This is a genomic window from Actinomadura chokoriensis (assembly GCF_041463665.1).
GTDB classification, from domain to species: Bacteria; Actinomycetota; Actinomycetes; order Streptosporangiales; family Streptosporangiaceae; genus Spirillospora; species Spirillospora chokoriensis_A.
Window position 1 is genome coordinate 174764 of sequence record NZ_JAXCEJ010000006.1, and the last position, 23740, is coordinate 198503.

Here is a 23740-nt window from a genome sequence, read left to right on the forward strand (position 1 = left end):
GGCGCGGGATCCCGGGGATCTTCGGCTCTCCGGGGCCTGCGGGCCGTCCCCGGGGCGTCGCGGGCTCATCCTTGGGGAGGACGGCGGATCCGCGTCCAGGAGGGCTCGGGGCCTGCGGCGACCTCCTAGGGTGAGTCTCGTGTCACCCCGCATCCGTGGTCTTCGCACCGCCCGTGCCTGGCTGCAGCCGCGCCCGCTGGCGGCCGACGCGCTGCTCGCGGTCGGGCTGCTGGTGGTGGGGTTGCCGCAGCTCTTCCTGCAGGAGCTTCCCGAGGGCTGGGGCTATGAGGCGTTCCGGTCGCCGGACGCCGGGAACGGGCTGCTGGTCGTCGTGGTGACGATGGCGCTGACGTTGCGGCGCCGCCATCCGCTGCCGGTGCTGCTGTTCATCATCAGCGGTGGGCTGTTGACGGCGGCGCTGCGCTATCCGCCGGCGATGCCGGACGTGGTGGCGTTCCTGATCGCGGTCTACAGCGTGGCGGCGCATCGGGGGCTGGCGCAGAGCGCGCCCGGCGGGCTGATCGGGTTCGTGTACTTCCTGGTGTATCTGCTGCTGCTGCCGGTGTCGTCGGATCCGGTGGTGCTGGTCACCGATTCGGCGCTGGTGATCGGCGTGTGGATGCTGGGCCGGAGCCTGCGGCTGCGGCGGGCGTACTTCGCGGAGCTGGAGGACCGGGCGGCGCGGCTGGAGCGGGCGCGGGGGACGGACGCGCGGGCGGCGCGGATCGAGGAGCGGTCGCGGATCGCGCGGGAGTTGCACGACGTGGTGGCGCACCATGTGAGCGTGATGACGGTGCAGGCGGGGGCGGCGCGGCGGATCATCGACCGGGATCCGGGGAGCGCGCGGGAGGCGATGTCGACGATCGAGGAGGTCGGGCGGACGGCGCTGAGCGAGATGCGGCGGATCGTAGGGGTGCTGCGGACGGACCGGGACGCCGAGCAGGCGGGCCGGGAGCTGGCGCCGCAGCCGGGGCTGGGCGATCTCGGGGAGCTGCTCGATCATGTGCGGGAGACGGGGCTGTCGGTGCAGCTGTGGATCGAGGGTGAGGCGCGGCCGCCGTCGCCGGGGGTGGACGTGGCGGCGTTCCGGCTGATCCAGGAGGCGCTGACGAACACGTTGAAGCACGCGGGCCCGCAGGCGCGGGCGTGGGTGCGGCTGTATTACGGCGGTGACGATCTGACAGTGGAGATCGAGGACGATGGGCGCGGCACGGCGACGTTCATGGCCGACAATGGGGACAAGCCGGGGCATGGACTTGTCGGCATGTACGAGCGTGTGGCGCTGTACGGTGGCGAGTTGAAGATCGGGCCGCGGGTCGGCGGGGGGTTCGGCGTGCGGGCCCGGTTCCCGCTGGAGGCGTGAGCCGCCGGACCGGGGTCGGCGCGGGGCGGAGAAGGGCACGCGGGCCGGGTAGCAGGGCAGGAGCGTCGTGAGGCGAGGAGCGGGGACGATGGAGCGACCGGGGCGGCACTGCGCCGGGGTGACGCGATGACGACGGTGCGGGTGCTGCTCGTCGACGATCAGCCGCTGCTGCGGACGGGGTTCCGGCTGATCCTGGAGGCCGAGACCGAGATCGCGGTGGTCGGCGAGGCCGGGGACGGCGCGGCGGCGGTGGAGATGACGCGGTCGCTGCTGCCGGACGTGGTGCTGATGGACATCCGGATGCCGGGGGTGGACGGGATCGAGGCGACCCGGCGGATCATCCGGGAGGGCGCGGCGTCGCACGATCCGAAGGTGCTGATCCTGACGACGTTCGATCTGGACGAGTACGTGATCGAGGCGGTGCGGGCGGGGGCGAGCGGGTTCCTGTTGAAGGACTCGCCGCCGGAGGACCTGGTGCAGGCGATCCGGATCGTGGCGGCGGGCGACGCGATCGTGGCGCCGTCGGTGACGCGGCGGCTGCTGGACAAGTTCGCGACGCGGCTGCCGGCGGTGCGCGACCAGGTGCCGCCGCCGGGGCTGGACACGCTGACCGAGCGGGAGCGCGAGGTGCTGTCGCATGTGGCGCGCGGGCAGTCGAACGCGGAGATCGCGGCGGAGCTGGTGGTGAGCGAGACGACCGTGAAGACGCATGTGGGGAACGTGCTGGCGAAGCTGGGGCTGCGGGACCGGGTGCAGGCGGTCGTGTACGCCTACGAGACGGGTTTGAGCAGGCCGGGGCAGAGCTGACCGGCAGCTGACCGGCAGCTGACCGGCAGCGCCCGGCGGCCTGGACCCCGGCCGGTTTCAGGGTCGGTCCCTGAGGCGCCCCTGACGTTCGCCGTGCGGGCCTACTCCCGGAGTACGACGGCTGAGGCGTGTCTCCTGCCGTGGGTGGACGGACAAGTCCGTTCCTGGGGTGCATCCATCCGGTTCGTGCGACTTCTAGTGTTCTGGGTGTCGGATCGCCGGGGGCTCTTCGCGGTCCGGAGGCGTTCCAGCTCACTGGCATACGCCACCTGCTCACCTACGCCAGCTCACTCACCTACGGGAGTTTCACGTGACGAACACCGCCCCGTCGACCGCCGGGGCGCAGCACGCGCCCGGGGCGGGCGACTTCGCCGCACGGACGCAGCAGATCGCGAAGGTGTACGGGCGCGGCGACGCCCAGGTCGTCGCGCTCGACGGGGTCACCGTCGGCATTCCCCGCGGCCGGTTCACCGCGATCATGGGCCCGTCGGGGTCCGGGAAGTCGACCCTGATGCACTGCATGGCGGGGCTGGACTCGGTGGACTCGGGAGAGGTCTTCATCGGCGACGTCGAGCTGACGGCGCTGAAGGACAAGCAGCTGACCCGGCTGCGCCGCGACAAGATCGGGTTCATCTTCCAGGCGTTCAACCTGGTGCCGACGCTGACGGCGGCGGAGAACATCACGCTGCCGATGGACATCGCGGGCCGCAGGCCCGACCGGGAGTGGCTGGACACCGTGATCGACACGGTGGGGCTGCGGCCGCGGCTGAAGCACCGTCCGGCGGAGCTGTCGGGCGGGCAGCAGCAGCGGGTCGCGTGCGCCCGCGCGCTGGCGTCCCGTCCCGAGATCATCTTCGCGGACGAGCCGACGGGGAACCTGGACTCGCGGTCGGGCGCCGAGGTCCTCGGGTTCCTGCGGGACTCGGTGCGGCGGATGGGGCAGACGATCGTGATGGTCACCCATGACCCGTCCGCGGCGGCGTACGCCGACCAGGTGCTGTTCCTGTCCGACGGGCAGATCGTCGACACGATGACGGAGCCGACGGCGGAGCGGGTGCTGGAGCGGATGAAGGGCTTCGACGCCGCGGGCGCGCCGGACGCCGCGGGCGCGGAGGTCTCGGCGCGATGATGGGCAGGGTCACGCTCCGCAATCTCGCGGCGCACAAGATCAGGCTGGTGCTGACGGCCGTCGCGGTGATCCTCGGCGTGGCGTTCGTGGCCGGCACGCTGATCTTCACCGACAGCATGAACAAGCAGTTCGACGAGCTGTTCAGCCGGGTCGGCAAGAACGTGGCCGTGGACGTGCGGGCCGAGAAGGTGGTGGGCGGCGACGACGACGGCATGGCGGCGCGGCCCGTGCCCGCGAGCGTCCTGAAGGCGCTGCAGGGCGTCGAGGGCGTGCGGGACCCGAAGGGCAACGTCAACGGGTACGCGGCGGTCGTCGGCAAGGACGGCAAGGTCGTGGGGACGGCGCAGAACGGGCCGCCGCAGATCGGCGCGAACTGGACGGCGGGCGGGTCGTACGACCTGGCGTCGGGCCGCGCGCCGCAGGGGCCGGGCGAGGTCGTCATCGACGCGAAGACGGCGGAGAAGGGCGAACTCGCCGTCGGGGACGTCGCGCAGGTCCTCACCGCGGGGCCGCCCGCCCGCATGACGGTCGTGGGCCTGGTCGACACCGGGAACCTGATGGGCGCGACCCTCACCGCGTTCGACACGCCGACGGCGCAGAAGCTGATGCTGAAGCCCGGCTACTTCAGCGACATCCAGATGGGCTCGGCGGGCCCGTCCGAGCAGGAGCTGCGCGACCGGGTCGCGAAGGTCCTGCCGCAGGGTGTCGAGGCGGTGACCGGTGAGAAGCTGCGCGAGGAGTCCAAGAGCGACGTCGCGCAGATGATGAACTTCTTCCGGACGTTCCTGCTGGTGTTCGCGCTGATCTCGATCTTCGTCGGGGCGTTCATCATCTTCAACACGTTCTCGATGCTGGTGGCGCAGCGCACCCGCGAGCTGGCGCTGCTGCGCGCCATCGGCGCGGCCCGGGGGCAGGTGACGCGGGCGGTGATCGGCGAGGCCGTCGCGGTCGGCGCGGTCGGCTCCACGCTGGGGCTGGCGGCCGGGGCCGGGCTGGCGTCGCTGCTGCAGACGCAGATGGGCGACGCCGGGCAGGGCGGCCTGACGTTCACCGCGACGCCGGTGATCTGGTCGTACACGGTCGGGATCGTGGTGACGGTCGTGTCGGCGTACTTCCCGGCGCGGCGGGCGGCGAAGACCCCGCCGGTGGCGGCGATGCGCGACGACGTGGCGCTGCCGCAGCGGTCGCTGCGGATCCGGGTCGCGCTCGGTTCGCTGGTCACCCTCGCGGGCGCGGGCCTGATCGCCGCCGGGCTCGCCGGCACCGGCGACAATCCGGCGATTCCGGTCGGTGCGGGCGCGTTCGGGGTGTTCGTCGGCGTCGCGATGCTCGGGCCGGTGATCAGCGTCCCGGTGATGAAGGTGCTCGGCGCGCCGTTCGCGCGGCTGCTCGGCTCCCCCGGGCGGCTGGCCCGGCAGAACGCGCTGCGCAACCCGCGCCGCACGGCCGCGACGGCGGCCGCGCTGATGATCGGCCTGGCGCTGATCACGACGGTGAACGTGCTGGGCGCGACGATGCGGGCGTCGGTCGACGAGCGGGTGGACTCCCAGTTCGGCGCGGACTACCTGGTGCAGTCGCAGGGCGCGGGCGGGGTGAACGCCGAGGCCCAGCAGAAGATCAAGGACACGCCCGGCGTGGTGGCCGTGTCGCCGACCTACGACGCCAAAGCCCAGATCGAGGGCAAGGACGCGTTCTATGTGGCGGGGGACCTTCCGGCGCTCGCCAAGGCGGCCCGGCTGAAGCTGGTGTCGGGTTCGGCGGCCGGCGGACCCGCGTCGATCATGGTGGACGAGGGCACCGCGAAGAACCGCGGCTGGAAGGTCGGGACGCCGGTGCCGGTGCGGTTCGCCGACGGCGGGGTCGAGCGGCTCACGCTGAGCGGCGTGTACGCCAAGAGCAACCTCGTCGGGCCGCGGCTGATCTCCGCGCAGGCGCATCTGCGGCACGCGGTGCGGCCCACGGTCGGGATCATGGTGGTCGACACGGTGGCCGCGAACGCCGCGACGAAGGCGGCGCTGGATTCGGCGGTGAAGGCCTACCCGAACCTGGAGGTCGCCGACCAGGCGACGCTCAAGGACGACGCGCGCAAGCAGGTCGACGGGTTCGTGACCTTCCTGACGATCCTGCTGGTCATGTCGGTGATCATCGCGGCGGTCGGGGTGGTGAACACCCTCGCCCTGTCGGTGATCGAGCGGACCCGGGAGATCGGGCTACTGCGCGCGATCGGGCTCTCCCGGCGGCAGTTGCGCCGCATGATCCGGCTGGAGTCCATCATGATCGCGCTGTTCGGCGCGGTCCTCGGCATGGGCATCGGGGTGGCGTTCGGGGCGGCGCTGCAGAACGCGCTGGCCGACCAGGGCCTCGGCGTCCTCTCCGTCCCGTACGGGACGCTGCTGGTCTACCTGGTGGTGGCCGCGGTGATCGGTGTGCTGGCCGCGCTGTGGCCGGCGTGGCGGGCGGGGCGCATGGACGTCCTGAAGGCCATCTCGACCGGATAGCGCCCGTCCGCGGGACCGATATGGCGAAGGACCCGGCCCCCTCCACGTGGAGGGGGCCGGGTCCTTCGCCGTGCGGGAGGCCGCGCCGGGAAGGCCCGGCCGCGGCGCGTTCCGCGGTGACCCGCGGGGGCGTTACTCGGGCGCGGGCTCGGCCGAGCCCGCGGGCGCCGCGTCGGCCGCCGGTGCGGCGGGCGCGACCGCGGCCTTGGCGACCGCGTCGGTGGCGCTGACGGTGGTGTTCTCCGGGAAGTGGCAGGCGGCCTGGTGGCCGGGGCTGAGCTCGACCAGCGGCGGCTCGACCTGCTTGCAGATGTCCTGCGCCTTCCAGCACCGGGTGTGGAACCGGCACGCGGGCGGCGGGTCGAGCGGGCTCGGCACGTCGCCCTGCAGCCGGATCCGCTTGCGCTCGCCGCGCTCGCTCGGGTCCGGGATCGGCACCGCCGACAGCAGCGCGTTCGTGTAGGGGTGCATGGGCCGCTGGTACAGGTCCGCGCGGTCCGCGATCTCGACGATCTTGCCGAGGTACATGACGGCGACGCGGTCGGAGATGTGCCGGACGACCGACAGGTCGTGCGCGATCACCACGTAGGTGAGGTCGAGCTCGTCTTGCAGGTCCTCCAGCAGGTTGACGACCTGCGCCTGCACCGACACGTCCAGCGCCGACACCGGCTCGTCCGCGACGATCAGCTTCGGCTTGAGGGCGAGGGTGCGGGCGATCCCGATGCGCTGCCGCTGACCGCCGGAGAACTCGTGCGGGTAGCGGTTGTAGTGCTCGGGGTTCAGGCCGACGAGTTCCAGGATCTCCTGGACGGCCTTCTTAACGCCCTGCTTGGCCTCGATGTTCTGCAGCCGGAACGGGGCCCCGACAATCGCACCGACGGTCTTGCGCGGGTTCAGCGACGAATACGGGTCCTGGAAGATCATCTGGAGGTCGCGGCGGAGCGGCCGGAGCCGGCCCTGCGACATCTTGGTGATGTCGTGCCCCTCGAAGGTGATCTTCCCGAAGCTCGGGTCCAGCAGCCGCATGATCATCCGGCCGGTGGTGGACTTGCCGCAGCCGGACTCCCCCACCAGCCCGAGGGTCTCGCCCTTGCGGACCGAGAAGGACACGCCGTCGACGGCCTTCACCGCCCCGACCTGCCGGCGCAGCAGCCCCGCGGTCACGGGGAAGTGCTTGCCGAGGTTCTCCACCTCCAGCAGCGGCTCGCCGTCCGCGGGACGCTTCGGCGCGGGCCGGGTCTCCTCGGCCGGGGTCTCGCCGGCCGGGGTCTCCTCGGCCGGGGTCTTGGATGTGCTCACAGTCTCGTTCCCACCCGTGCTCGTCACAGCTTCGGCCGGATCTCGTCGTTCCAGATCTCCCGCTTCTTCGCCAGCGGGAGATGGCACGCCGCCCTGTGGCCGGGCTCGACCTCGACCAGCTCGGGCCGCACGGTCGTGCACTTGTCGCCGTTCAGGTCCTTGTAGGGGCAGCGCGGATGGAAAGCGCACCCGGACGGGACGTTGATCAGGCTGGGCGGCGAGCCCTTGATCGGCAACAGCCGTTCGCTGCGCTCGCGGTCCAGCCGCGGCATCGACCCGAGCAACCCCCACGTGTAGGGGTGCAGCGGCCGGTGGAAGGCGTTCTCGACGGAGGCGTACTCCACGGCCCGGCCCGCGTACATGACCAGGATGTCGTCCGCCAGCTCCGCGACCACCCCGAGATCATGGGTGATCATGATGACCGCCGAGTTGAACTCCTGCTGCAGGTCGCGGATCAGGTCCAGGATCTGCGCCTGGACGGTCACGTCCAGCGCCGTCGTCGGCTCGTCGGCGATCAGCAGCTCGGGGTCGCAGGACAGCGCCATCGCGATCATCGCGCGCTGCCGCATGCCGCCGGAGAACTGGTGCGGGTAGTCGTCGACCCGCTTGTCCGGCTTCGGGATGCCGACCCGGCCGAGCATGTCGATGGCGTGCTTGCGCGCCACCTGCTTGGAGACGTCGTTGTGGACGCGGTACGCCTCGACGATCTGGGCGCCGACCGTGTAGAAGGGGTGCATCGACGACAGCGGATCCTGGAAGATCATCGCCATGTCCCGGCCGCGGAGCCGGCGCACCTCCGACTGCGGGGCGTTCACCAGCTCCTTGCCGTTCAGCCAGATCTCCCCCGACACGGCGGCGTTGCGCCGGTTGTGCAGGCCGAGGATGCCGAGGCTGGTCACGCTCTTGCCCGAGCCGGACTCTCCGACGATGCCGAGCGTGCGGCCCCGCTCCAGCTGGAACGACAGCCCGTCGACGGACTTGACCAGCCCGTCGTCCGTCGGGAAGTGGATCTTGAGGTCCCGGACCTCCAGGAACGCGGTCGGGGCCTCGCCGGTGCCCGCGGTGTCCGAGGCGGGAGCGGTGCCGGTCATCAGCCAAGCCTCACTCTCGGGTCGACGACCGCGTACAGCATGTCGACGATCAAGTTGATCAGGACGATCGACGCCGCCGTGAGCAGCGTCACGCCGAGCACCATGGGCAGGTCACCGCCGCGGATCGAGCTGATCGCGAGCTGGCCGAGCCCCGGGATGCCAAAGGTGTTCTCCGTCAGGACCGCGCCGCCGAGCAGCAGGCCGAGGTCGAGTCCGAAGATGGTGAGGATCGGCGTCAGCGAGGCCCGCAGCGCGTGCTTGGTGACGACGGTCGTCTCCGGCAGGCCCTTGGCGCGGGCGGTGCGGATGTAGTCCTCGTTCATCGTCTCCAGCATGCCCGCTCTGGTGAGCCGCGCGTACATCGCCGCGTACAGGAACGCGAGCGTCACCCAGGGAAGCACCAGCGCCTGGAACCACATCACCGGATTGTCGGTGAAGGGGGTGTAGCTGCCGCCCCCCGGGAAGATCTTGAGGGTGTAGGAGAACAGGGCGAGCGAGACCAGGCCGGTGAAGTAGATCGGCAGCGACACGCCGCTCAACGCGATGATCATCGTCGCCCGGTCCCAGAGCGATCCTCTGCGCAGCGCCGACACCACACCGGTGGCGATGCCGCCGATGAGCCAGACGACCGCGGCGCCGAGCGACAGCGACAGCGTCGCGGGGGCGCGGTCGAGCAGCGTCTCCAGGACCGGCTGGCTGCTGCGGAACGAGTAGCCGAGGCAGGGCGCGGGGCAGTGGTCGGTGACGGGGCCGGCCTTGTAGTCCTTGCCGACCGCGATCGCCTTCAGGTAGTTGCCGTACTGGACCACGACGGGCTTGTCGAGACCCAGCCGCTCCTTGGTGTCCTGGATGGCCTCGGCGGTCGGCGCCTTGCCCACGTAGGAGGCCGCGATCTGGTCGGTGGTCTGCCCCGCCAGCTTCGGCAGCCAGAAGAAGATGCCGAAGGTCACCAGGCTGACCAGCAGCAACATGACGACGGCCCCGATGAGGCGCCGGATGATGTATGCGAACACATTGCTCGGCCCCACCCGCCGGCCGGCGGGACCTGTGGGTCCCGGCCGGCCGGCGGGCGTCGCCTTCACCTGCCTTCAGATGCGCACGGACGAGCGGAGTGTTACTCCACGCCCATGTTCAGGTAGTCGTACATTCCGCCGTAGTAGTACGTGATGCCCGCGTTCGTGACGCGCTTCGGCCGGTACATCAGGGCCTTGGCGTAGATGAGCGGGACCTCGGTGGCGGTCTGCATGACCAGCTTGTCGACCTCACCGTAAGCCTTCAGGCGGGCCGCCTTGTCCGAGGTGGCGATCGCGTCGTCGAGACCCTTGTTGACCTTCGGGTCGTCGAGCTCGGCGAGGTTGTTGCCACCGGACGGCTTGATCGCCGCACCGTGCACGATCTGGGAGAGGAAGCCGTAGCCGGTGGGCCAGTCGGCCGCCCACGCCATGATCATCATGCCGATGCCGTGGTCGTGCACGTACTTCGGAACGCCGACGTACTTGTTGAAGTAGTCACCGGCCGGGAACTGCACGATGCTGACCTTGATGCCGACCTTGGCGAGGCTCTGCTGGATCGCCTCGGCCATAGCGACTTCCTTCGGCCGGTCCGACCGCGCCGAGATCTTGCTGCTGAAGCCGTCCGGCTTGCCGCACGCCTGCAGCTCCTGCTTGGCCTTGTCCAGGGTCGCCTGGTCGAGGCCGCCGCCCGACGCCTGCTTCTGCGGGTACAGGTCGAACTTGGTGTAGCCGTCCACCGACGGGGGCAGCACGGTGGTGGCGATGTCGCCGCCGGCCAGCGGGCCTCCGTAGGCGGTCTGCGCGGCGACCTTGTCGGTCGCGTACTGCACGGCCAGCCGGCAGTGGATGTTGTCAAGCGGCTTGACGTGCTGGTTCAGCGACATGAACCGCAGGAAGCCCTGGACCGGGTTGTCGACGTACGGCTTCTGCTCGGGGGTCAGCACCTTCGGCTGGGTTCCGGCCTGGACGCCGACGCCGGCGATGTCCATGTCCAGCGAGCCGGCGAGCAGCCGCTGGTCGATGTCGTCGCTGTTCTGCTTGATCTGGACTTCGATCTTGTCCGGCAGCGCCTTGCGGAGCGGGTCGGTGCTCTGGTTCCAATGCGGGTTGCGCGACAGCGTCATGGACTTGCCGCGCGTGTAGTTGTCGACCTTGTACGGACCGCTGGAGAGCATCGCGGTCTCGTACTTGGTGCCGGTGTCCTTGGCCTTCGGCACCGGGATGGTCTGCGACATCGCGACCAGGTAGTCGAACTCCTGGAACGGCTCGTTCAGGTGGAACACGATCGTCTGGTCGTCGGGGGTCTCGATCGACTTCAGACCCTCGTCGCTCTTGTCGTCGTACGGGCCCTTGTAGGCGGGCTTGTTGTCGACGAGGTACTGCTTGAAGTACTTCGGCCCGAGCTGCAGCTCCTTGGTGAAGTTGCTGCGCTCGACGGCGTACTTCACGTCCTTGGACGTGACCGTGGTGCCGTCGTCGTACTTGACGCCGGTCCGCAGCTTGTACGTCCAGGTCTTGCCGCCGTCGCTGGACTGGCCCATGTCGGTGGCCAGGTCAGGGACGATCTCCAGGCTGTCGGTGCCCGCCGCCGCCTTGGCGGTGGTCAGGCCCCGGCCGTAGAGACGGGCGAAGTTCTGGGAGAACGCGTAATAGGTGTTGCCGGGGTCCGGCGAGTCCCAGTCGTCGGAGTCGGCCAGCTTGAGCGTGCCGCCCTTCTTGTCCGACTTGTTGACGACCTCGTTGACACCGGCGTTGTAGCCGGGGCCGCTCCCCGACCCTCCCGAGTCACCGCCGCCGCAGGCGGCGAGCCCCGCGGCCGCGACCAGACCGGCCGCGAAGACCGCGATTGGTCTCATTGTTTTCATGTGCAGGCGCACCCCTTCAAATAGACGGGCCGAATGGACCCGAGTCACTTGCCCCGAGGGTCGAGAGCGTCCCGCAGCCCGTCACCGAAGAGGTTGAAGGCGAGGACGGTGATGAAGATCGCCATGCCGGGGATGATCATGTACATCGGGTCCGAGGAGTAGATCGGCACGGCCAGTGTGAGCATGCCGCCCCACGACGGCGTCGGCGGGATCACTCCGACGCCGAGGAACGACAGCGCCGCCTCGAACAGGATGTTGGTCGGGATCAGCAGGGTCGAGTAGACCAGGATCGGCGCGACGAGGTTCGGCAGGACCTCTTTGAACAGCACGTAGGAGTTGCGCGCGCCCATGCTGCGGGCGGCGTCGACGAACTCCCGTTCGCGCAGCGACAGCGTCTGGCCCCGGATGATGCGGCCGATGTAGGGCCAGTTGAAGAACCCGATGACGACGACCAGGACCGAGATCCGCAGCCCGTTGCCGTTCAGGCCGAACGCTCCATCGGACACCACGCCGACCAGGGCGATCGCGAACAGCAGCAGCGGGAACGCGAGGAAGGCGTCCATGGCGCGGCTGATCAGGTAGTCGACCCAGCCGCCGAAATAGCCGGCGGTGATGCCCATGACCGTCCCGATGACCACCGACAGCAGGGTGGCGAGGAAGGAGACCAGCAGCGAGATCCGGGCGCCGTGCACGATGCGGGCCAGCAGGTCGCGGCCGGTGCCGGGCTCGACGCCGAGCCAGTGGTCGCCACTGATCCCCGAGTGCCAGAAGCCGGTCTTGGGCCGGTTGTAGGTCGGGTCGATCAGGTTCTGGTGGTACGTCAGCGGGTTCTGCACGAAGATAGGGCCGAAGATCGCGACCAGGATCAGCACGATCACGATGACGGCGCCGGTCAGCGCGACCTTGTCGCGCTTCAGCCTCATCCAGGCGATCTGACCGAGGGAGCGGCCCTGGATCTTCTTGCTGTCGACACCGGCGAGAACCGATTCCGGCTGCGCCTCGGTGTCGGACCCGGTCACCTCAAGGGGTGCGGCCACGCTCCATACCTCCTACCGTCCGGCCACTGGTTCGGCCATGCCGCCGGCGTCCGACCGGCGGTCGCGGGATCATCCGCTGCCCCCGTGCCCGTTACGCCGCGTTTGCTGAAGGGAAACGTAGTCCTTCGGGCACGACTGTCCATCCGTGAAGCGACCTTCGCCAGTACCCGTATCTGACTTGTGATCTCGTCGTCACCTGGGACACACGCACCCGAACGCCACTTCCGACAAATCGCCCGAATAGTACGTTCGCCACTACCGAGACAGGCAACTCAAAGCCGGTCTAGACCGGCAAGCTTTACCGTACTGAGTCCGTTCTGAGACCGATTCTCCGCAGGTCAGCCCGTCCCAGCACAGAATACGGCGGGCCGGGACGTCCCCGGGTCGCCTGGGGACGTCCCGGCCCGCCGGCCCGCGCCGCTCGGAACCGGTCCGGTTCCGGTCAGGAGATGCCGCGGTCGCGCAGGATCTTCTCGATCTCCGCCATCTCCGGGTCGCGGCCCCCGGCGGGCCCCTGCACGGCCCCCTTGGACTCGGCGCCGCGGCCCGCGGCCTTGCGGCCCCCCTCGCCGGCGGCCTTCCCGCCGCCGGAGGCCGCGTCGCGGCGGCTGAGCATCGCCCCGGACGTCAGGTAGAGCAGCACCGCGAGCCCGGCCACGCCGACGCCCGCCCACTTCACGGGGCTGAACGCGAGGTCGATGAAGAACTCCGTCACCCCCGTCAGCGCCGCCGCCAGCGGCACCAGGGACAGGGCGGCGCCGCGCAGGCCGGTGCCCGCGCCGCGGCGGCGGTAGGCGCCCCAGCTGATCACGAGCCCCACCAGGGTCACTCCGAGGCTGATCGCGAAAATGGCTGCGTCACTCATGCCGGCCCCTCACTCCGTACGGTGGTGCTCTTCCCATCGTCACACGTGAAGTGCCGTTTCCGCTCCTCCGGGCGGACGGTTTGCGGGCGGGCGGATCTCCTCCTCCGGCGTGAGCCGTCCCCTAGGTACCGCCCCCTGGGCGGCAGCCCCCAGGTATCGGGTGGGCGGGGGTCGGGTGAGGCGCTCAGGCGGCGAGCGAGCGGAGCATCTCCGGGTCGACGTCGCGGAGCGAGGAGACCACGGTGCGTCCCGGCGCGGGCGGGATCGGCAGGAGGCCGGGGACGGCGACGACGGCGCAGCCGGCGGCCTCCCCCGACGCGACACCGTTCGGGGAGTCCTCCAGGACGACGCAGCGGGCCGGGTCGGCGCCGAGCCCCGCGGCGGCGGTCAGGTACGGCTCGGGGGCGGGCTTGGTGCGGGCGACCTCGTCACCGGCGACGCTCAGCGCGAAGTGCTCGCGGCCGATGGCGTCGAGCACCGGCTCGATCAGCCGCCGGTGGCTGGAGGACACCAGCGCGGCCGGGACGCCCGCGGCGCGGACCCCGGCGAGCAGCTCCTTCGCGCCGGGCATCATCGGGACGCAGGCGGTGAGCCGCTCGGCCATGCCGTCCAGCATCCGCCGGCCGACCTCCGCGGGGTCGGCGGCGGCGCCGGTCAGCTCCAGCATGTAGTCGACGGCGACGGAGAGGGAGCCGCCGACGAGCCGTTCCTGGTGGGCCGGGCTCCACTCCCCGCCCAGCCACGCCATCACCTCGGACTCGACCTCCAGCCAGATGCGCTCGGAGTCGATGAGGAGGCCGTCCATGTCGAACAGCACGGCCTGCAGGCCGCCCCGGGTCCCGGCGCTCATGCGCGGCGTTCCGCTACGGGGCGATGCGGGGGACGCGGTGTGGGGGTTCTCATGTAACCCCACCATAACCGTAGGGTCGCGGGACGCTCACGGCCGCCCGCGCGCCGGGACGGGCGCCCGAGCCCCGCCGGGCGCGCGGCTTCTCTTGGACGGTGTGTGCAAAGAGACGGTGACGGACGGGTCACCGGACCGATACCGTGCCAGCAGTGACTACCAACGGGTAAGGAACGGCATGAGCGCGTACCGCATCATCCTCGTCGGCACCGACGGCTCCGACTCCTCGTTCCGCGCGGTGGACCGCGCCGCGCAGCTGGCCGCGGCCACCGGCGCCACCCTCCTGCTGGCCTCCGCCTACAGCCCCATGCCCGAGCGGGAGCGCGCGACCGCCGCCGACCGGCTCGGGGACCTGGCCTACAAGGTGCAGGGCTCCACGCCCGCCGACGACGCGCTGCGGGCCGCGCGGGAGCGGGCGGTCGCGGCGGGCGCCACCGACATCGAGCAGGTCGCGGTGGAGGGCGACGCCGTCGACGTGATCTCCAAGCTGGCGAAGGAGCGCGAGGCGGGACTCGTCGTGATCGGCAACCGGGGCCTGAACAGCCTGGCCGGCCGGATCCTCGGGTCCGTCCCGGCGAACCTGTCGCACCGGGCGACGTGCGACGTGCTGATCGTGCACACCACCCCGCACGGGAAGTGACCCGGCCGTGACCCGCGGCCGGCCTGCGGCCCCTTTCCGGGCCGCGAACGTCGTCCGGCGTTCCGCCGCGGGCGTACAGCGCGGGGGTCTGGCTCGTGAGGGGTGGGGTACGTCACTGTCAGGACGTAGGCTGACAGCCACCGATCATGAGCGGGGCCCCCGACCCCGGGAATGACGCCCCCATCGGTGACGCTGTACCCGGGCGTCGGAAGGAGGCAGCGCGTGGTCGAGCTCGAAAGCGTGCCGGAACTCGTCGATCCGGTGCTCGTGGCCGCCTTTGAGGGGTGGAACGACGCGGGGGAGGCCGCCAGCGGGGTGATCGCGCATCTGGAGTCGACCTGGGAAGCGGTGCCCATCGCCGAGCTCGATCCCGACGACTACTACGACTTCCAGGTCACCCGCCCGATCGTGGAGATGGCCGACGGGGAGACCCGCGGCATCACCTGGCCGACGACGCGGGTGTCGTGGGCGCGGCTGCCGAGCGGCAAGGACGTCGTCCTGCTGCACGGGATCGAGCCGAACATGCGGTGGCGGTCGTTCTGCCGGGAGCTGGTCGGGCTGATGCTGGAGCTCGAGATCCGCAACGTCGTCCTGCTGGGCGCGCTGCTGGCCGACGCCCCGCACACCCGGCCGGTGCCCGTCACCGGCGCCGCGTCGGAGGCCGGGCTCGTCAGCACGCTGCATCTGGAGCCGGCCCGCTACGAGGGGCCGACCGGCATCCTCGGGGTGCTGCAGGACGCGTGCGCGAAGGCCGACCTCGACACGGTGTCGCTGTGGGCGGCGGTCCCCCACTACGTCGCGCAGCCGCCGTCGCCGAAGGCGACGCTCGCGCTGCTGCGCCGGGTCGAGGATCTGCTGGACGTCACCGTCCCGCTCGGCGAACTGCCGGAGGAGGCGCGCGCCTGGGAGCACGGCGTCAACGAGCTCGCCGAGGAGGACTCCGAGGTCGCCGAGTACGTCCGGACGCTGGAGGAGCAGAAGGACGCCACCGAGCTGCCGGAGGCGAGCGGCGACGCCATCGCCCGCGAGTTCGAACGCTACCTGCGCCGCCGTGATCCCGGGCGGGGGCCGGCGTAGCGGGTTACACTCGATCGCGTTGCATCCCCGGTGACGGCCCGCGCACGCCGCGAAGTGCGCCGATCATGATCTTCTCTCTGCTGGAGGGCGGTAGCGCCCTGCCCTGGTGAGCCGGCGGTCGAGCGGCTCGGCGATCCGGGTCCGGGCCCCGCGCGAGCTCCGCAGGCAGCGCCGCCACCGCGCCCATTCCTGCTGGGACCATCTCGTCGTCGCGCCGCTGTGGCCGCTGCACGGCGCCAACCTCGGGACGCTGCTGCGCACGTGCGACGCGGTCGGCGCCTGCATGGCCGTCCCCCGGTTCTCCTGGGTGCCGGAGGCCCTCGAACGCGGCAACACGCTGCGGCGGCCCGCCTGCGTCCACTGGGTGAACGACCCGCCCGGCTGGCTGGAGCGTCAGCGGGAGGCCGGGTCCAGGGTCGTCGGCGTGGAACTCGCCGACGAGGCGGTGCGGCTCGCCGACCTGCCCGCCGCCCGGGTCCGGACGGTCGCCGTGCTCGGGCACGAGCAGACCGGCATCCCCGCGGAGGCGCTCGACCTGCTCGACCTCGCCGTGGAGATCCCGATGGTGGGGCATGGCAGCAGCCTGAACGTGGCCGTCGCCGGCTCGCTGGTGCTGTACAAGCTGGCGGGCCTGCTGTGACGTGCGGCCGCTACGTGCTCGAGGTGAGCCGCCCGGGGGTCAGAGGGCGATGCCGAGGAGTGCGTCGGCGATGGCCCTGACCTGGGCCGGGGCCTGCTCGTCGGGGCCGTCGTGGGCGGCCCAGGCGTCGATGGCGGCGAGTGCGGCGGGGGCGTCGAGGTCGTCGGCCAGGTGCCCGCGGACCGTGGCGGCCAGCGGGGCGGCGGGCGGGCCGGACGGGCGGGCCGCCGCGGCGCGCCAGCGGGCGAGGCGGCCGGCCGCCCCGTCCAGCGCGTCGCCCGTCCACTCCCAGTCGGCGCGGTAGTGGTGGGCCAGCAGCGCCAGCCGGATCGCCATCGGGTCGGTTCCGGCGTCCCGCAGCTTCGACACGAACACCAGGTTGCCACGCGACTTGGACATCTTCTCGCCGTCCAGGCCGACCATGCCGGCGTGGACGTAGGCGCGGGCGTGGGGGCGCTCGCCGGTGGCGACCTGGGCGTGCGCGGCGCTCATCTCGTGGTGCGGGAAGGCGAGGTCGGAACCGCCGCCCTCGACGTCGAACGCCATGCCGAGGTACTCGACGGAGATCGCCGAGCACTCGACGTGCCAGCCGGGGCGGCCCTCGCCGAACGGGGAGTCCCAGCCGGGCTCGCCGGTGCGGCGCGCCATCCACAGCAGGGGGTCGAGGGGGTCGCGCTTGCCGGGCCGGTCGGGGTCGCCGCCGCGCTCGGCGAACAGCGGCGCCATGCCCGCGCGGGTCAGCCGGCTGACCCGCCCGAACGAGGGGTCGGACTCGACCGGGAAGTAGACGTCGCCGTCGACCTCGTAGGCGGCGTCGCGGCCGCGCAGCTTCTCGATCATCTCCACGACGAGCGGGATCGCCTCGACCGCGCCGATGTACCGGTCCGGCGGCAGGATCCGCAGCGCGGTCATGTCCTCGCGGAACAACTGGATCTCCCGGTCGGCGAGGGCGCGCCAGTCCTCGCCGGTCTGCTCGGCACGTTCCAGGAGCGGGTCGTCGACGTCGGTGGCGTTCTGCACGTAGCAGACCCGGTGCCCGAGGTCGCGCCAGACGCGGTTGACGAGGTCGAACGCCAGGTAGGTGTTGGCGTGGCCGATGTGGGTCGCGTCGTAGGGGGTGATGCCGCACACGTACATGCGGGCGGTGTCGCCCGGGGCGGTGGGACGCGCCGTGCCCGTGCCGGTGTCGTGGAGGGCCAGCGGACGGTCGGCCGCGGGGAGGCCCGCGTCGGGCAGGCTGGGGACTTCGGAGGCGGGCCACGATCGCATACCGAAAGCTTATCCATGCGCTGCTCGTGACATTCCTCCGAGATCACGGCAAATGTCCCCAGGAGGGGCGGGGGAACCGCGCCCGGACCGGTCAGGCGTGGCGGAGACGCGGGTCCAGGAACGCGTAACCGATGTCGACCAGGAGGTTCGCCACGGTCACCGAGAACGTCACCAGCAGCGTCACCCCGATGATCACCGGGGTGTCGCCGGCCGCGATGGACTGGTAGACGAGCTGCCCCACGCCCTGCAGCCCGAACACCTTCTCGGTGACGATCGTGGAGCCGATCAGGCCGCCGAGGTCGATGCCGAGCTGGGTGACGACCGGGGTCAGCGCCGCCCGCAGCGCGTGCCGGCGGACGACGCGGCGCTCCGGCAGCCCCTTGGCCCGCGCCGTGCGCACGTAGTCCTCACTCAGGACGTCCAGCATCGACGCGCGGGTGAGGCGCGAGTAGGCGGCCATCATCAGGAACGCCAGCGCGAACCACGGCAGGACCATCCGGCGGAGGAAGTTCTCCTGCAGGGGCGGGCCGGCCTCGAACACGTGGACGCCGGCCGCGCCGAGCCCCGTCGTGAACAGGTACAGCAGCGCCAGCGCCATCACGAACGGCGGCGTGGACAGGCCGGCCAGCACGAACACCGTGACGGTCCGGTCCCGCACGCTCCGCGGCCGCGCCGCGCACGCCACGCCGGTGACGAGGCCGCCCGCGAACCACAGCACCGCCGCGCCGGAGACCAGGCAGAGCGTCGTGGGGAGCCGGTCGCCGATCAGCGCCGTGACCGGCGACCCGTTGACGTAGGAGTCGCCGAGGTCGCCGCGCGGCAGCCGCGCGAGAAACCGCCAGTACTGGACGAGGATCGGCCGGTCCAGGCCCAGGTTGCGGCGGATCTGCGCGAACGTCTCGGCGGTGGCGAGGGGCCCGCCGAGGACGCGCTCCACCGGGACGGGCGAGACGTGCAGGATCACGAACGTCAGCGTGGACACCAGCCACAGCACCACGACCGCGTACAGCAGGCGGCGGACGACGAGCCTCGGCACGGGCCGGTCACCTCCCGCCGGCGGCGCGTTCGCCGCGCGGGTCCAAGGCGTTGCGGACGCCGTCGCCGAGCAGGTTGAACGCCAGCGTCGTCGCCAGCAGCAGGGAGCCGGGGACGGCGAGCAGCCACCAGGCGGTGCGGAACGCGTCGCCGCCCTCGCCGAGCATCGACCCCCAGCTCGGCATCGGCGGCCGCACCCCGACGCCGAGGAAGGACAGCGTCGCCTCCGACACGATCGAGGACGGGATGAGCAGCGAGGTCAGCACGGTGATCGGCGCGGCGAGGTTCGGCAGGATCTCCCCCGCCATGATCCGGGCGTCGGACGCGCCGAGGGCGCGGGCCGCCTCGATGAACTGGCTCTGCTTCAGCGACAGCACCTGCCCGCGGATGGTGCGGCCGTACGCGGCGAACGAGAAGAACGCGATGACGAGGATCGTCATCGCGAGGCTCGCGGCGGAGGAGGAGACCCGCACGGTGGTCGCCAGCATGATCGCCACGAGCAGGTAGGGCAGCGCGAGGACCATGTCCATCAGCCGGGCCAGCAGCGTGTCCAGGGCTCCCCCGGCGAACCCGGCGAGGGTCCCGGCGAGGGTCCCGGCGGCCGAGGCGAGCGCCGCCGCGCCGATCCCGGCGGTCAGCGAGATCCGCGCCCCGTAGGCGGCGCGGACGAGGACGTCGCGGCCGAGCTGGTCGGCGCCGAGCGGGAACCCGGCGCCGGGGCCGCGGGGCTGCCCGCCCGCGTCCAGGCCCGTGCGCGGGAACGTCGCGGCGTAGGGGTGGCCGGTCAGGTGCGCCCACAGCGGCGCCAGCGCCGCGAACGCCGTGATCAGCATCAGCACGGCGAGGGACGCGACGGCGGTCCGGTCGCGCCGGAACCGCTCCCACGCGAGCCGGGAGGGGCTGCGGCTCCGCACCGGCTCCGCCGCGGCGCGGTCCGCGGCGTCCGCCGGCGGCTTGCGCGCCTCCAGGCCGGCGTGCGCGGTCATGAGAACGCGGTCTGGTCGAGGTGGCGGGCCCGGAACCGCGGCGGGCGGCGGGCCTCCGGCGTCCCGTCCGCGACGCGGCCCTCACCGCCGCCGCGTCCCGCCGGCGCGACGAGCCGGGCGGCGACGGGCGCGGCCCCGCCGGCCACCCCTGACGAAGATCGCATTAAGTGGCCAATTTAGCACCCAGCGTCACACCATCGCAGCCGGAATCGTCTACAGCACCCGGGACCAGGCGTCGCCCTCGCCCGGCGCGGCGGAGAAGTCGTACCGGACGCCCCGGCCGAGCGCGACCAGGCTCACCGAGGTCGTGCCCCAGACCCGCCCGTCGCCGAGGTCCAGCAGCGGGAGCAGCGCCCGGTGGTCGGCTCGGGGCAGCCCGTCCCCGTTCACCAGTGGGAACCAGGCGCCCCACGCCCGTTCCACCGGCTCGTCCGCCCCGGGTTCGGGACGCGGCGCGGCGGCCAGCCGCGGCCGGAAGTGCGCCAGCCGCGCCGCCATGTAGGCGTCCTCGGTCTCCCCCTCCAGCTGCCCCTCGCCCTCCAGCCCGCTGTTGACGATCATGTGCAGGCCGGGCCCGAGCTCCCGCTCGCCGAGGGTCTCCCCGTCCCAGCTCCACAGCCGGACCCGGTCCGGTTCCGCGCCGACGAGATGGAACGGGTCGAACAGCGCCAGATCCAGCTCGCCGAGCTTGCCCTCGGCCGCCACCCGCAGCGGCAGCTCCCCGCGCGAGGACCGCGCCGCCTCCGGCGCCATCCGCCCGCGCCCGTTCAGCACGACCGCCAGCCGCGGCGCCGCCGGCTCCACCGCCAGCCATGTCCCGCCCGCCCGCAGGTCACGCCCCCCGACGAGCCCGGGCCGCTCCGCCCAGTGCCGCCCCGGCCCCTCCCACTGCCGCGCGATGAACTCGTCCCGGACCCCCACCACGAGGACCGGCACCGGAGAGGAGGGCTCGACACTGACGATCGCCGTACACATCCCCCAATTCCAGCACTTCGCCAATTTCCCCTAAACCTCGACCCCACCCCCGCCGGCGCGGGTTCCTTGGGCCCTGGGCTAGAGGGGCGGCCAGGGAATCGCCGGCCAGTCTTCCGGGGGGTAGGGGTGGATGCGGTGTTTGAGCATGAGCTCCACCCGGCGGCGGGTGGCGTCGACCTCGTCTGCGGTGAGGAGTTCGGCGAGGCGGGCGCCGAGGTCGCCGTCGCCGCGGAGGCCCGCCTCGACCCGGCCGAGGGCTTCGAGCGCCTCGGGAGTGAGCGGCTTGCCGCGCCACTGCCACAGGACGGTGCGGAGCTTGTACTCGGTGGAGAAGCAGACGCCGTGGTCGCAGCCGTAGACGCGGCCGTCACCGGGCGGCAGCATGTGGCCGATCTTCCGGTCGGCGTTGTTGACGACCGCGTCGAACACCGCCATGCGGCGGATCGCCTCGTCGTCGGAGCGGGACAGGACGACGAGGTCTACGTCGGGGTCGGGCTCCACCCAGAGCTGCACCATGCCGGGGCCGTAGGGGCCGTCGCGGTGGACGGTGGGCGGGACGGTGCCCCACCCCATGGTCTTGGAGACTTCGTAGGCGGCGACCTCGCGCTCGGCGAGGGTGCCGTCGGGGAAGTCCCACAGCGGGCGTTCGCCGGCGACGGGCTTGTAGACGCAGTTGGCGGTCCGGCCGTCGTGCTCGATCGAGCAGTACAGGGTGGCGTTGGACGCCTGGACGAGGCGGCCCTCCACGGCGAGGCGCCCGGCCGACAGCAGCCGCTCGGCGGCGGCCGCGTCGCGGGGGGACACCGGGCGTCCGGGCGCGTCGCCGCCGGCGCCGCCGGCGGGCGCCCGGTCCCGGGAGGACTGCGTCATGCGCTCATTCTCCCGGCCGCGTCGTCCATGATCCAGCACGAAGGGGGGGTCATCTCAGCCCAGATAGCCGTTCTGGCGGGGGCAGACGTGCCCGTCGCCGTCGAGCGGCAGGCCGCACAGCGGGCACGGGGGGCGCCCGGCGGCGACGACCTTCAGCGCGCGCTCGGCGAACGCGCGGGCCTGCGCGGCGCTGATCCGGACCCGCAGCACCACGATGGCGGGGTCGTCCTCGCCGACCTCGGGTTCCTCCTCGGTCTCGGTGACCTCCTGCGCCTCGATGACGACCTGCTCGTCGTCGGGGTCCCAGGCGAGCGCCATCGCGCCGACCCTGAACTCCTCCTCCACCGGCTGGTCGAGGGGGCCGTCGTCCTGCAGCTCGGACGGGGCGACGGCGGGCACCGGGGCGTCCCCGCCGCTGCGCCGCAGCACCTCGTCCAGCAGTTCCTCCAGGCGCTCGGCGAGCAGCGTCACCTGGAACTTCTCCAGCCCGACGCTGGTGACGCGGCGGCCGGAGCGGGCCTGCAGGTAGAAGGCGCGGTCGCCGGGCCGCCCGACGGCGCCGGCGACGAAACGCTCCGGCAGGTCGTAGGAGATGACGGGCATGGCATTGACCCTACGCGCCGCCGCCGACGGCTGCGTCACTCGCCCCGAGTCCGTCTTTTCCGGAACGTTCCGCCGCCGGTTCGGGAACCAGGGCGGCGACGTCGCCGCCGGTGTCGTTGACCCGGACGACGAACGGCCGCGTCTCGGTGTAGCGGATCACGGTGAGCGACGCGGGATCGGCCTGGATCCGCTGGAACTGGTCCAGGTGGAGGCCGAGGGCGTCGGCGACGATCGACTTGATGATGTCGCCGTGGCTGCACACGGCGTACAGGGCGTCCGGGCCGTGCTCGGCGGCGACGCGCGCGTTCCAGTCGCGGACGGCGGTGACGGCTCGGTGCTGCGCGGCGGCGAGGGACTCGCCGTCCTCGCCCGGGAACCGCGCGGCGCTCGGATGCGCCTGCACGACCCGCCACAGCGGCTCCTCGGCGAGCTCCTTGAGGGGGCGGCCCGTCCAGTCGCCGTAGCGGACCTCACCGAACCGCTCGTCGGACTCGATCTTCTCGATGGGCGGGGCGTGCCCGGACGCGATCGCCCCGGCGGTCTCGGCGCAGCGTTCGAGGGGGCTGGACACGACTGCGGCGAGCGGGAGGGACGCCAGCCGGGCGGCGAGCGCGGTGACCTGGGCGCGGCCGCGGTCGTCGAGGCGCACGCCGGGCGTCCATCCGGCGAGCACCGGGCCGGTCATCGCGGTCAGGCCATGCCTCACCAGGAGAAGGGTTGTCACAGCGGCCACTCTAGGAGATCTCCGGCATTCAGCCGGAGCTCGGCGCGGATGCGGGAGAATGCGTACCGTGATCGTGGACAAGGCCATCTACGCGGGCGGGACGCGCCGCGACATCGACGGCGACATCAGCGACGCCTTCGACCTCGCCCGCGAGGACGGCGACTGCTTCCTGTGGATCGGCCTCTTCGAGCCGGACGAGGCCGAGTTCGACCTGGTCAAGGAGGAGCTGAGCCTGCATCCGCTGGCCGCCGAGGACGCCGTGTCCGCGCACCAGCGGCCCAAGATGGAGCGCTACGACGACACGCTGTTCGTGGTGCTGAAGACGCTCACCTACATCGACGAGACGTCCGACATCGAGGTCGGCGAGATCATGGTCTTCCTCGGCCGGGACTTCGTCGTCACCGTCCGGCACGGCGCGGGGAACCCGCTCGGCCCGGTCCGCGCGCGGCTGGAGGAGTCGCCGGAGCTGCTCAAGCACGGCGCGACCGCCGTCCTCTACCTGGTGTGCGACGAGGTCGTCGACCGGTACGGGCTCGTGGCGCACGAGGTGGAGGTCGACATCATCGGGCTGGAGCGGGCCGTGTTCGACCCGCGCGCGCGGGACGTCACCGCCGACATCTACTCCCTCAAGCGGGAGGTGCTGGAGTTCCGCGGCGCCGAGGACCCGCTCGTCCCGGTGCTGCAGGAGATCGTCAAGGGCCGGGTCGCCGAATGCGGCTCCACCCGCGAGTACTTCCGCGACGTCCTGGACCACCTGCTGCGCGTGGACGGGCAGGTCGACGCGCACAACGAGCTGCTCAACAGCGTGCTGACCGCACATCTGGCGCTGCTCGGCAAGCAGCAGAACGAGGACATGCGCAAGATCTCCGCGTGGGCGGCGATCATCGCGGTGCCGACCGCGATCGCCGGGATCTACGGGATGAACTTCGACCACATGCCGGAGAAGCACTGGACCGTCGGGTATCCGCTGGTCATCGCGGTGATGGCCGTCGCGTGCGTGCTGCTGTTCCGGCGGCTCCGCAAGAGCGGCTGGCTCTGATCGCCGGGGGC

Annotated in this window: 23 protein-coding genes; 8 read left to right on the forward strand and 15 right to left on the reverse strand. The window is 71.9% G+C overall.

The window, feature by feature from the left end:
* Positions 1 to 139 precede the first annotated feature (139 nt).
* The 4 genes from SM418_RS13020 to SM418_RS13035 all read left to right on the forward strand — a co-directional run bounded on the left by SM418_RS13020 (position 140) and on the right by SM418_RS13035 (position 5797).
* Complete coding sequence (locus SM418_RS13020) at positions 140 to 1363, forward strand: sensor histidine kinase (RefSeq protein ID WP_371942144.1); 1224 nt, start codon at positions 140 to 142, stop codon at positions 1361 to 1363.
* Between the two features lie 126 nt (positions 1364 to 1489).
* Complete coding sequence (locus SM418_RS13025) at positions 1490 to 2170, forward strand: response regulator (RefSeq protein ID WP_371942145.1); 681 nt, start codon at positions 1490 to 1492, stop codon at positions 2168 to 2170.
* A 310-nt stretch (positions 2171 to 2480) separates the two neighbouring features.
* On the forward strand, positions 2481 to 3299 hold the full coding sequence (locus tag SM418_RS13030) for an ABC transporter ATP-binding protein (protein ID WP_371942146.1): 819 nt from the start codon (positions 2481 to 2483) through the stop codon (positions 3297 to 3299).
* Positions 3296 to 5797, forward strand: coding sequence for an ABC transporter permease (locus SM418_RS13035; protein ID WP_371942147.1), 2502 nt, complete (start codon positions 3296 to 3298; stop codon positions 5795 to 5797). The genes SM418_RS13030 and SM418_RS13035 overlap by 4 nt, the downstream gene beginning before the upstream one ends.
* Positions 5798 to 5929: 132 nt before the next feature.
* Here SM418_RS13035 and SM418_RS13040 read toward each other — a convergent pair whose 3' ends face one another.
* The 7 genes from SM418_RS13040 to SM418_RS13070 all read right to left on the reverse strand — a co-directional run bounded on the left by SM418_RS13040 (position 5930) and on the right by SM418_RS13070 (position 13817).
* Entirely contained in the window at positions 5930 to 7096 is a 1167-nt protein-coding gene (locus SM418_RS13040) for an ABC transporter ATP-binding protein (RefSeq protein WP_371942148.1), read from the reverse strand.
* Between the two features lie 23 nt (positions 7097 to 7119).
* Entirely contained in the window at positions 7120 to 8187 is a 1068-nt protein-coding gene (locus SM418_RS13045) for an ABC transporter ATP-binding protein (protein ID WP_371942149.1), read from the reverse strand.
* Positions 8187 to 9200, reverse strand: a complete 1014-nt coding sequence (locus SM418_RS13050) for an ABC transporter permease (RefSeq protein ID WP_371942150.1) — start codon at positions 9198 to 9200, stop codon at positions 8187 to 8189. The genes SM418_RS13045 and SM418_RS13050 overlap by 1 nt, the downstream gene beginning before the upstream one ends.
* Positions 9201 to 9301: 101 nt before the next feature.
* Positions 9302 to 11056 carry an ABC transporter substrate-binding protein gene (locus SM418_RS13055; RefSeq protein ID WP_371942151.1) on the reverse strand — a complete coding sequence of 585 codons (1755 nt, stop codon included), beginning with the start codon at positions 11054 to 11056 and terminating at the stop codon, positions 9302 to 9304.
* Between the two features lie 53 nt (positions 11057 to 11109).
* Complete coding sequence (locus SM418_RS13060) at positions 11110 to 12102, reverse strand: ABC transporter permease (RefSeq protein WP_371942152.1); 993 nt, start codon at positions 12100 to 12102, stop codon at positions 11110 to 11112.
* A gap of 442 nt (positions 12103 to 12544) precedes the next feature.
* Positions 12545 to 12967 (reverse strand): hypothetical protein, encoded by a 423-nt coding sequence (locus SM418_RS13065; RefSeq protein WP_371966070.1) that lies wholly within the window; start codon positions 12965 to 12967, stop codon positions 12545 to 12547.
* A gap of 184 nt (positions 12968 to 13151) precedes the next feature.
* Positions 13152 to 13817 carry an HAD family hydrolase gene (locus tag SM418_RS13070; RefSeq protein ID WP_371942154.1) on the reverse strand — a complete coding sequence of 222 codons (666 nt, stop codon included), beginning with the start codon at positions 13815 to 13817 and terminating at the stop codon, positions 13152 to 13154.
* A gap of 232 nt (positions 13818 to 14049) precedes the next feature.
* Between SM418_RS13070 and SM418_RS13075 the strand changes: the two genes are divergently transcribed.
* The 3 genes from SM418_RS13075 to SM418_RS13085 all read left to right on the forward strand — a co-directional run bounded on the left by SM418_RS13075 (position 14050) and on the right by SM418_RS13085 (position 16228).
* On the forward strand, positions 14050 to 14511 hold the full coding sequence (locus SM418_RS13075) for a universal stress protein (protein ID WP_371942155.1): 462 nt from the start codon (positions 14050 to 14052) through the stop codon (positions 14509 to 14511).
* A gap of 222 nt (positions 14512 to 14733) precedes the next feature.
* On the forward strand, positions 14734 to 15588 hold the full coding sequence (locus SM418_RS13080; RefSeq protein WP_371942156.1) for a PAC2 family protein: 855 nt from the start codon (positions 14734 to 14736) through the stop codon (positions 15586 to 15588).
* A 106-nt stretch (positions 15589 to 15694) separates the two neighbouring features.
* Complete coding sequence (locus SM418_RS13085) at positions 15695 to 16228, forward strand: TrmH family RNA methyltransferase (protein WP_371942157.1); 534 nt, start codon at positions 15695 to 15697, stop codon at positions 16226 to 16228.
* A 39-nt stretch (positions 16229 to 16267) separates the two neighbouring features.
* Here SM418_RS13085 and mshC read toward each other — a convergent pair whose 3' ends face one another.
* From mshC to SM418_RS13125, 8 genes are all read right to left on the reverse strand, one after another.
* Positions 16268 to 17497 carry a cysteine--1-D-myo-inosityl 2-amino-2-deoxy-alpha-D-glucopyranoside ligase gene (gene mshC, locus SM418_RS13090; protein ID WP_371942158.1) on the reverse strand — a complete coding sequence of 410 codons (1230 nt, stop codon included), beginning with the start codon at positions 17495 to 17497 and terminating at the stop codon, positions 16268 to 16270.
* A gap of 91 nt (positions 17498 to 17588) precedes the next feature.
* The gene (locus SM418_RS13095; RefSeq protein ID WP_371942159.1) at positions 17589 to 18533 is read right to left on the reverse strand and encodes an ABC transporter permease; all 945 of its coding nucleotides are present in this window, start codon (positions 18531 to 18533) and stop codon (positions 17589 to 17591) included.
* 7 nt (positions 18534 to 18540) lie between these two features.
* Positions 18541 to 19518, reverse strand: coding sequence for an ABC transporter permease (locus tag SM418_RS13100; protein WP_371942160.1), 978 nt, complete (start codon positions 19516 to 19518; stop codon positions 18541 to 18543).
* Entirely contained in the window at positions 19515 to 19682 is a 168-nt protein-coding gene (locus SM418_RS13105) for a hypothetical protein (RefSeq protein ID WP_371942161.1), read from the reverse strand. Before SM418_RS13105 ends, SM418_RS13100 begins: the two co-directional genes overlap by 4 nt.
* A gap of 49 nt (positions 19683 to 19731) precedes the next feature.
* A complete protein-coding gene (locus tag SM418_RS13110) occupies positions 19732 to 20493 on the reverse strand; it encodes an NRDE family protein (protein WP_371942162.1) in 762 nt (253 codons plus the stop codon).
* 78 nt (positions 20494 to 20571) lie between these two features.
* Positions 20572 to 21363 (reverse strand): SCO1664 family protein, encoded by a 792-nt coding sequence (locus tag SM418_RS13115; protein ID WP_371942163.1) that lies wholly within the window; start codon positions 21361 to 21363, stop codon positions 20572 to 20574.
* A 54-nt stretch (positions 21364 to 21417) separates the two neighbouring features.
* Positions 21418 to 21966: a DUF3090 domain-containing protein gene (locus SM418_RS13120; RefSeq protein ID WP_371942164.1), complete on the reverse strand. Its 549-nt coding sequence runs from the start codon at positions 21964 to 21966 to the stop codon at positions 21418 to 21420.
* Positions 21967 to 21976: 10 nt separating this feature from the next.
* Complete coding sequence (locus tag SM418_RS13125) at positions 21977 to 22690, reverse strand: histidine phosphatase family protein (protein WP_371942165.1); 714 nt, start codon at positions 22688 to 22690, stop codon at positions 21977 to 21979.
* Positions 22691 to 22748: 58 nt separating this feature from the next.
* Between SM418_RS13125 and SM418_RS13130 the strand changes: the two genes are divergently transcribed.
* The gene (locus SM418_RS13130) at positions 22749 to 23729 is read left to right on the forward strand and encodes a magnesium and cobalt transport protein CorA (RefSeq protein ID WP_371942166.1); all 981 of its coding nucleotides are present in this window, start codon (positions 22749 to 22751) and stop codon (positions 23727 to 23729) included.
* Positions 23730 to 23740: the final 11 nt, after the last annotated feature.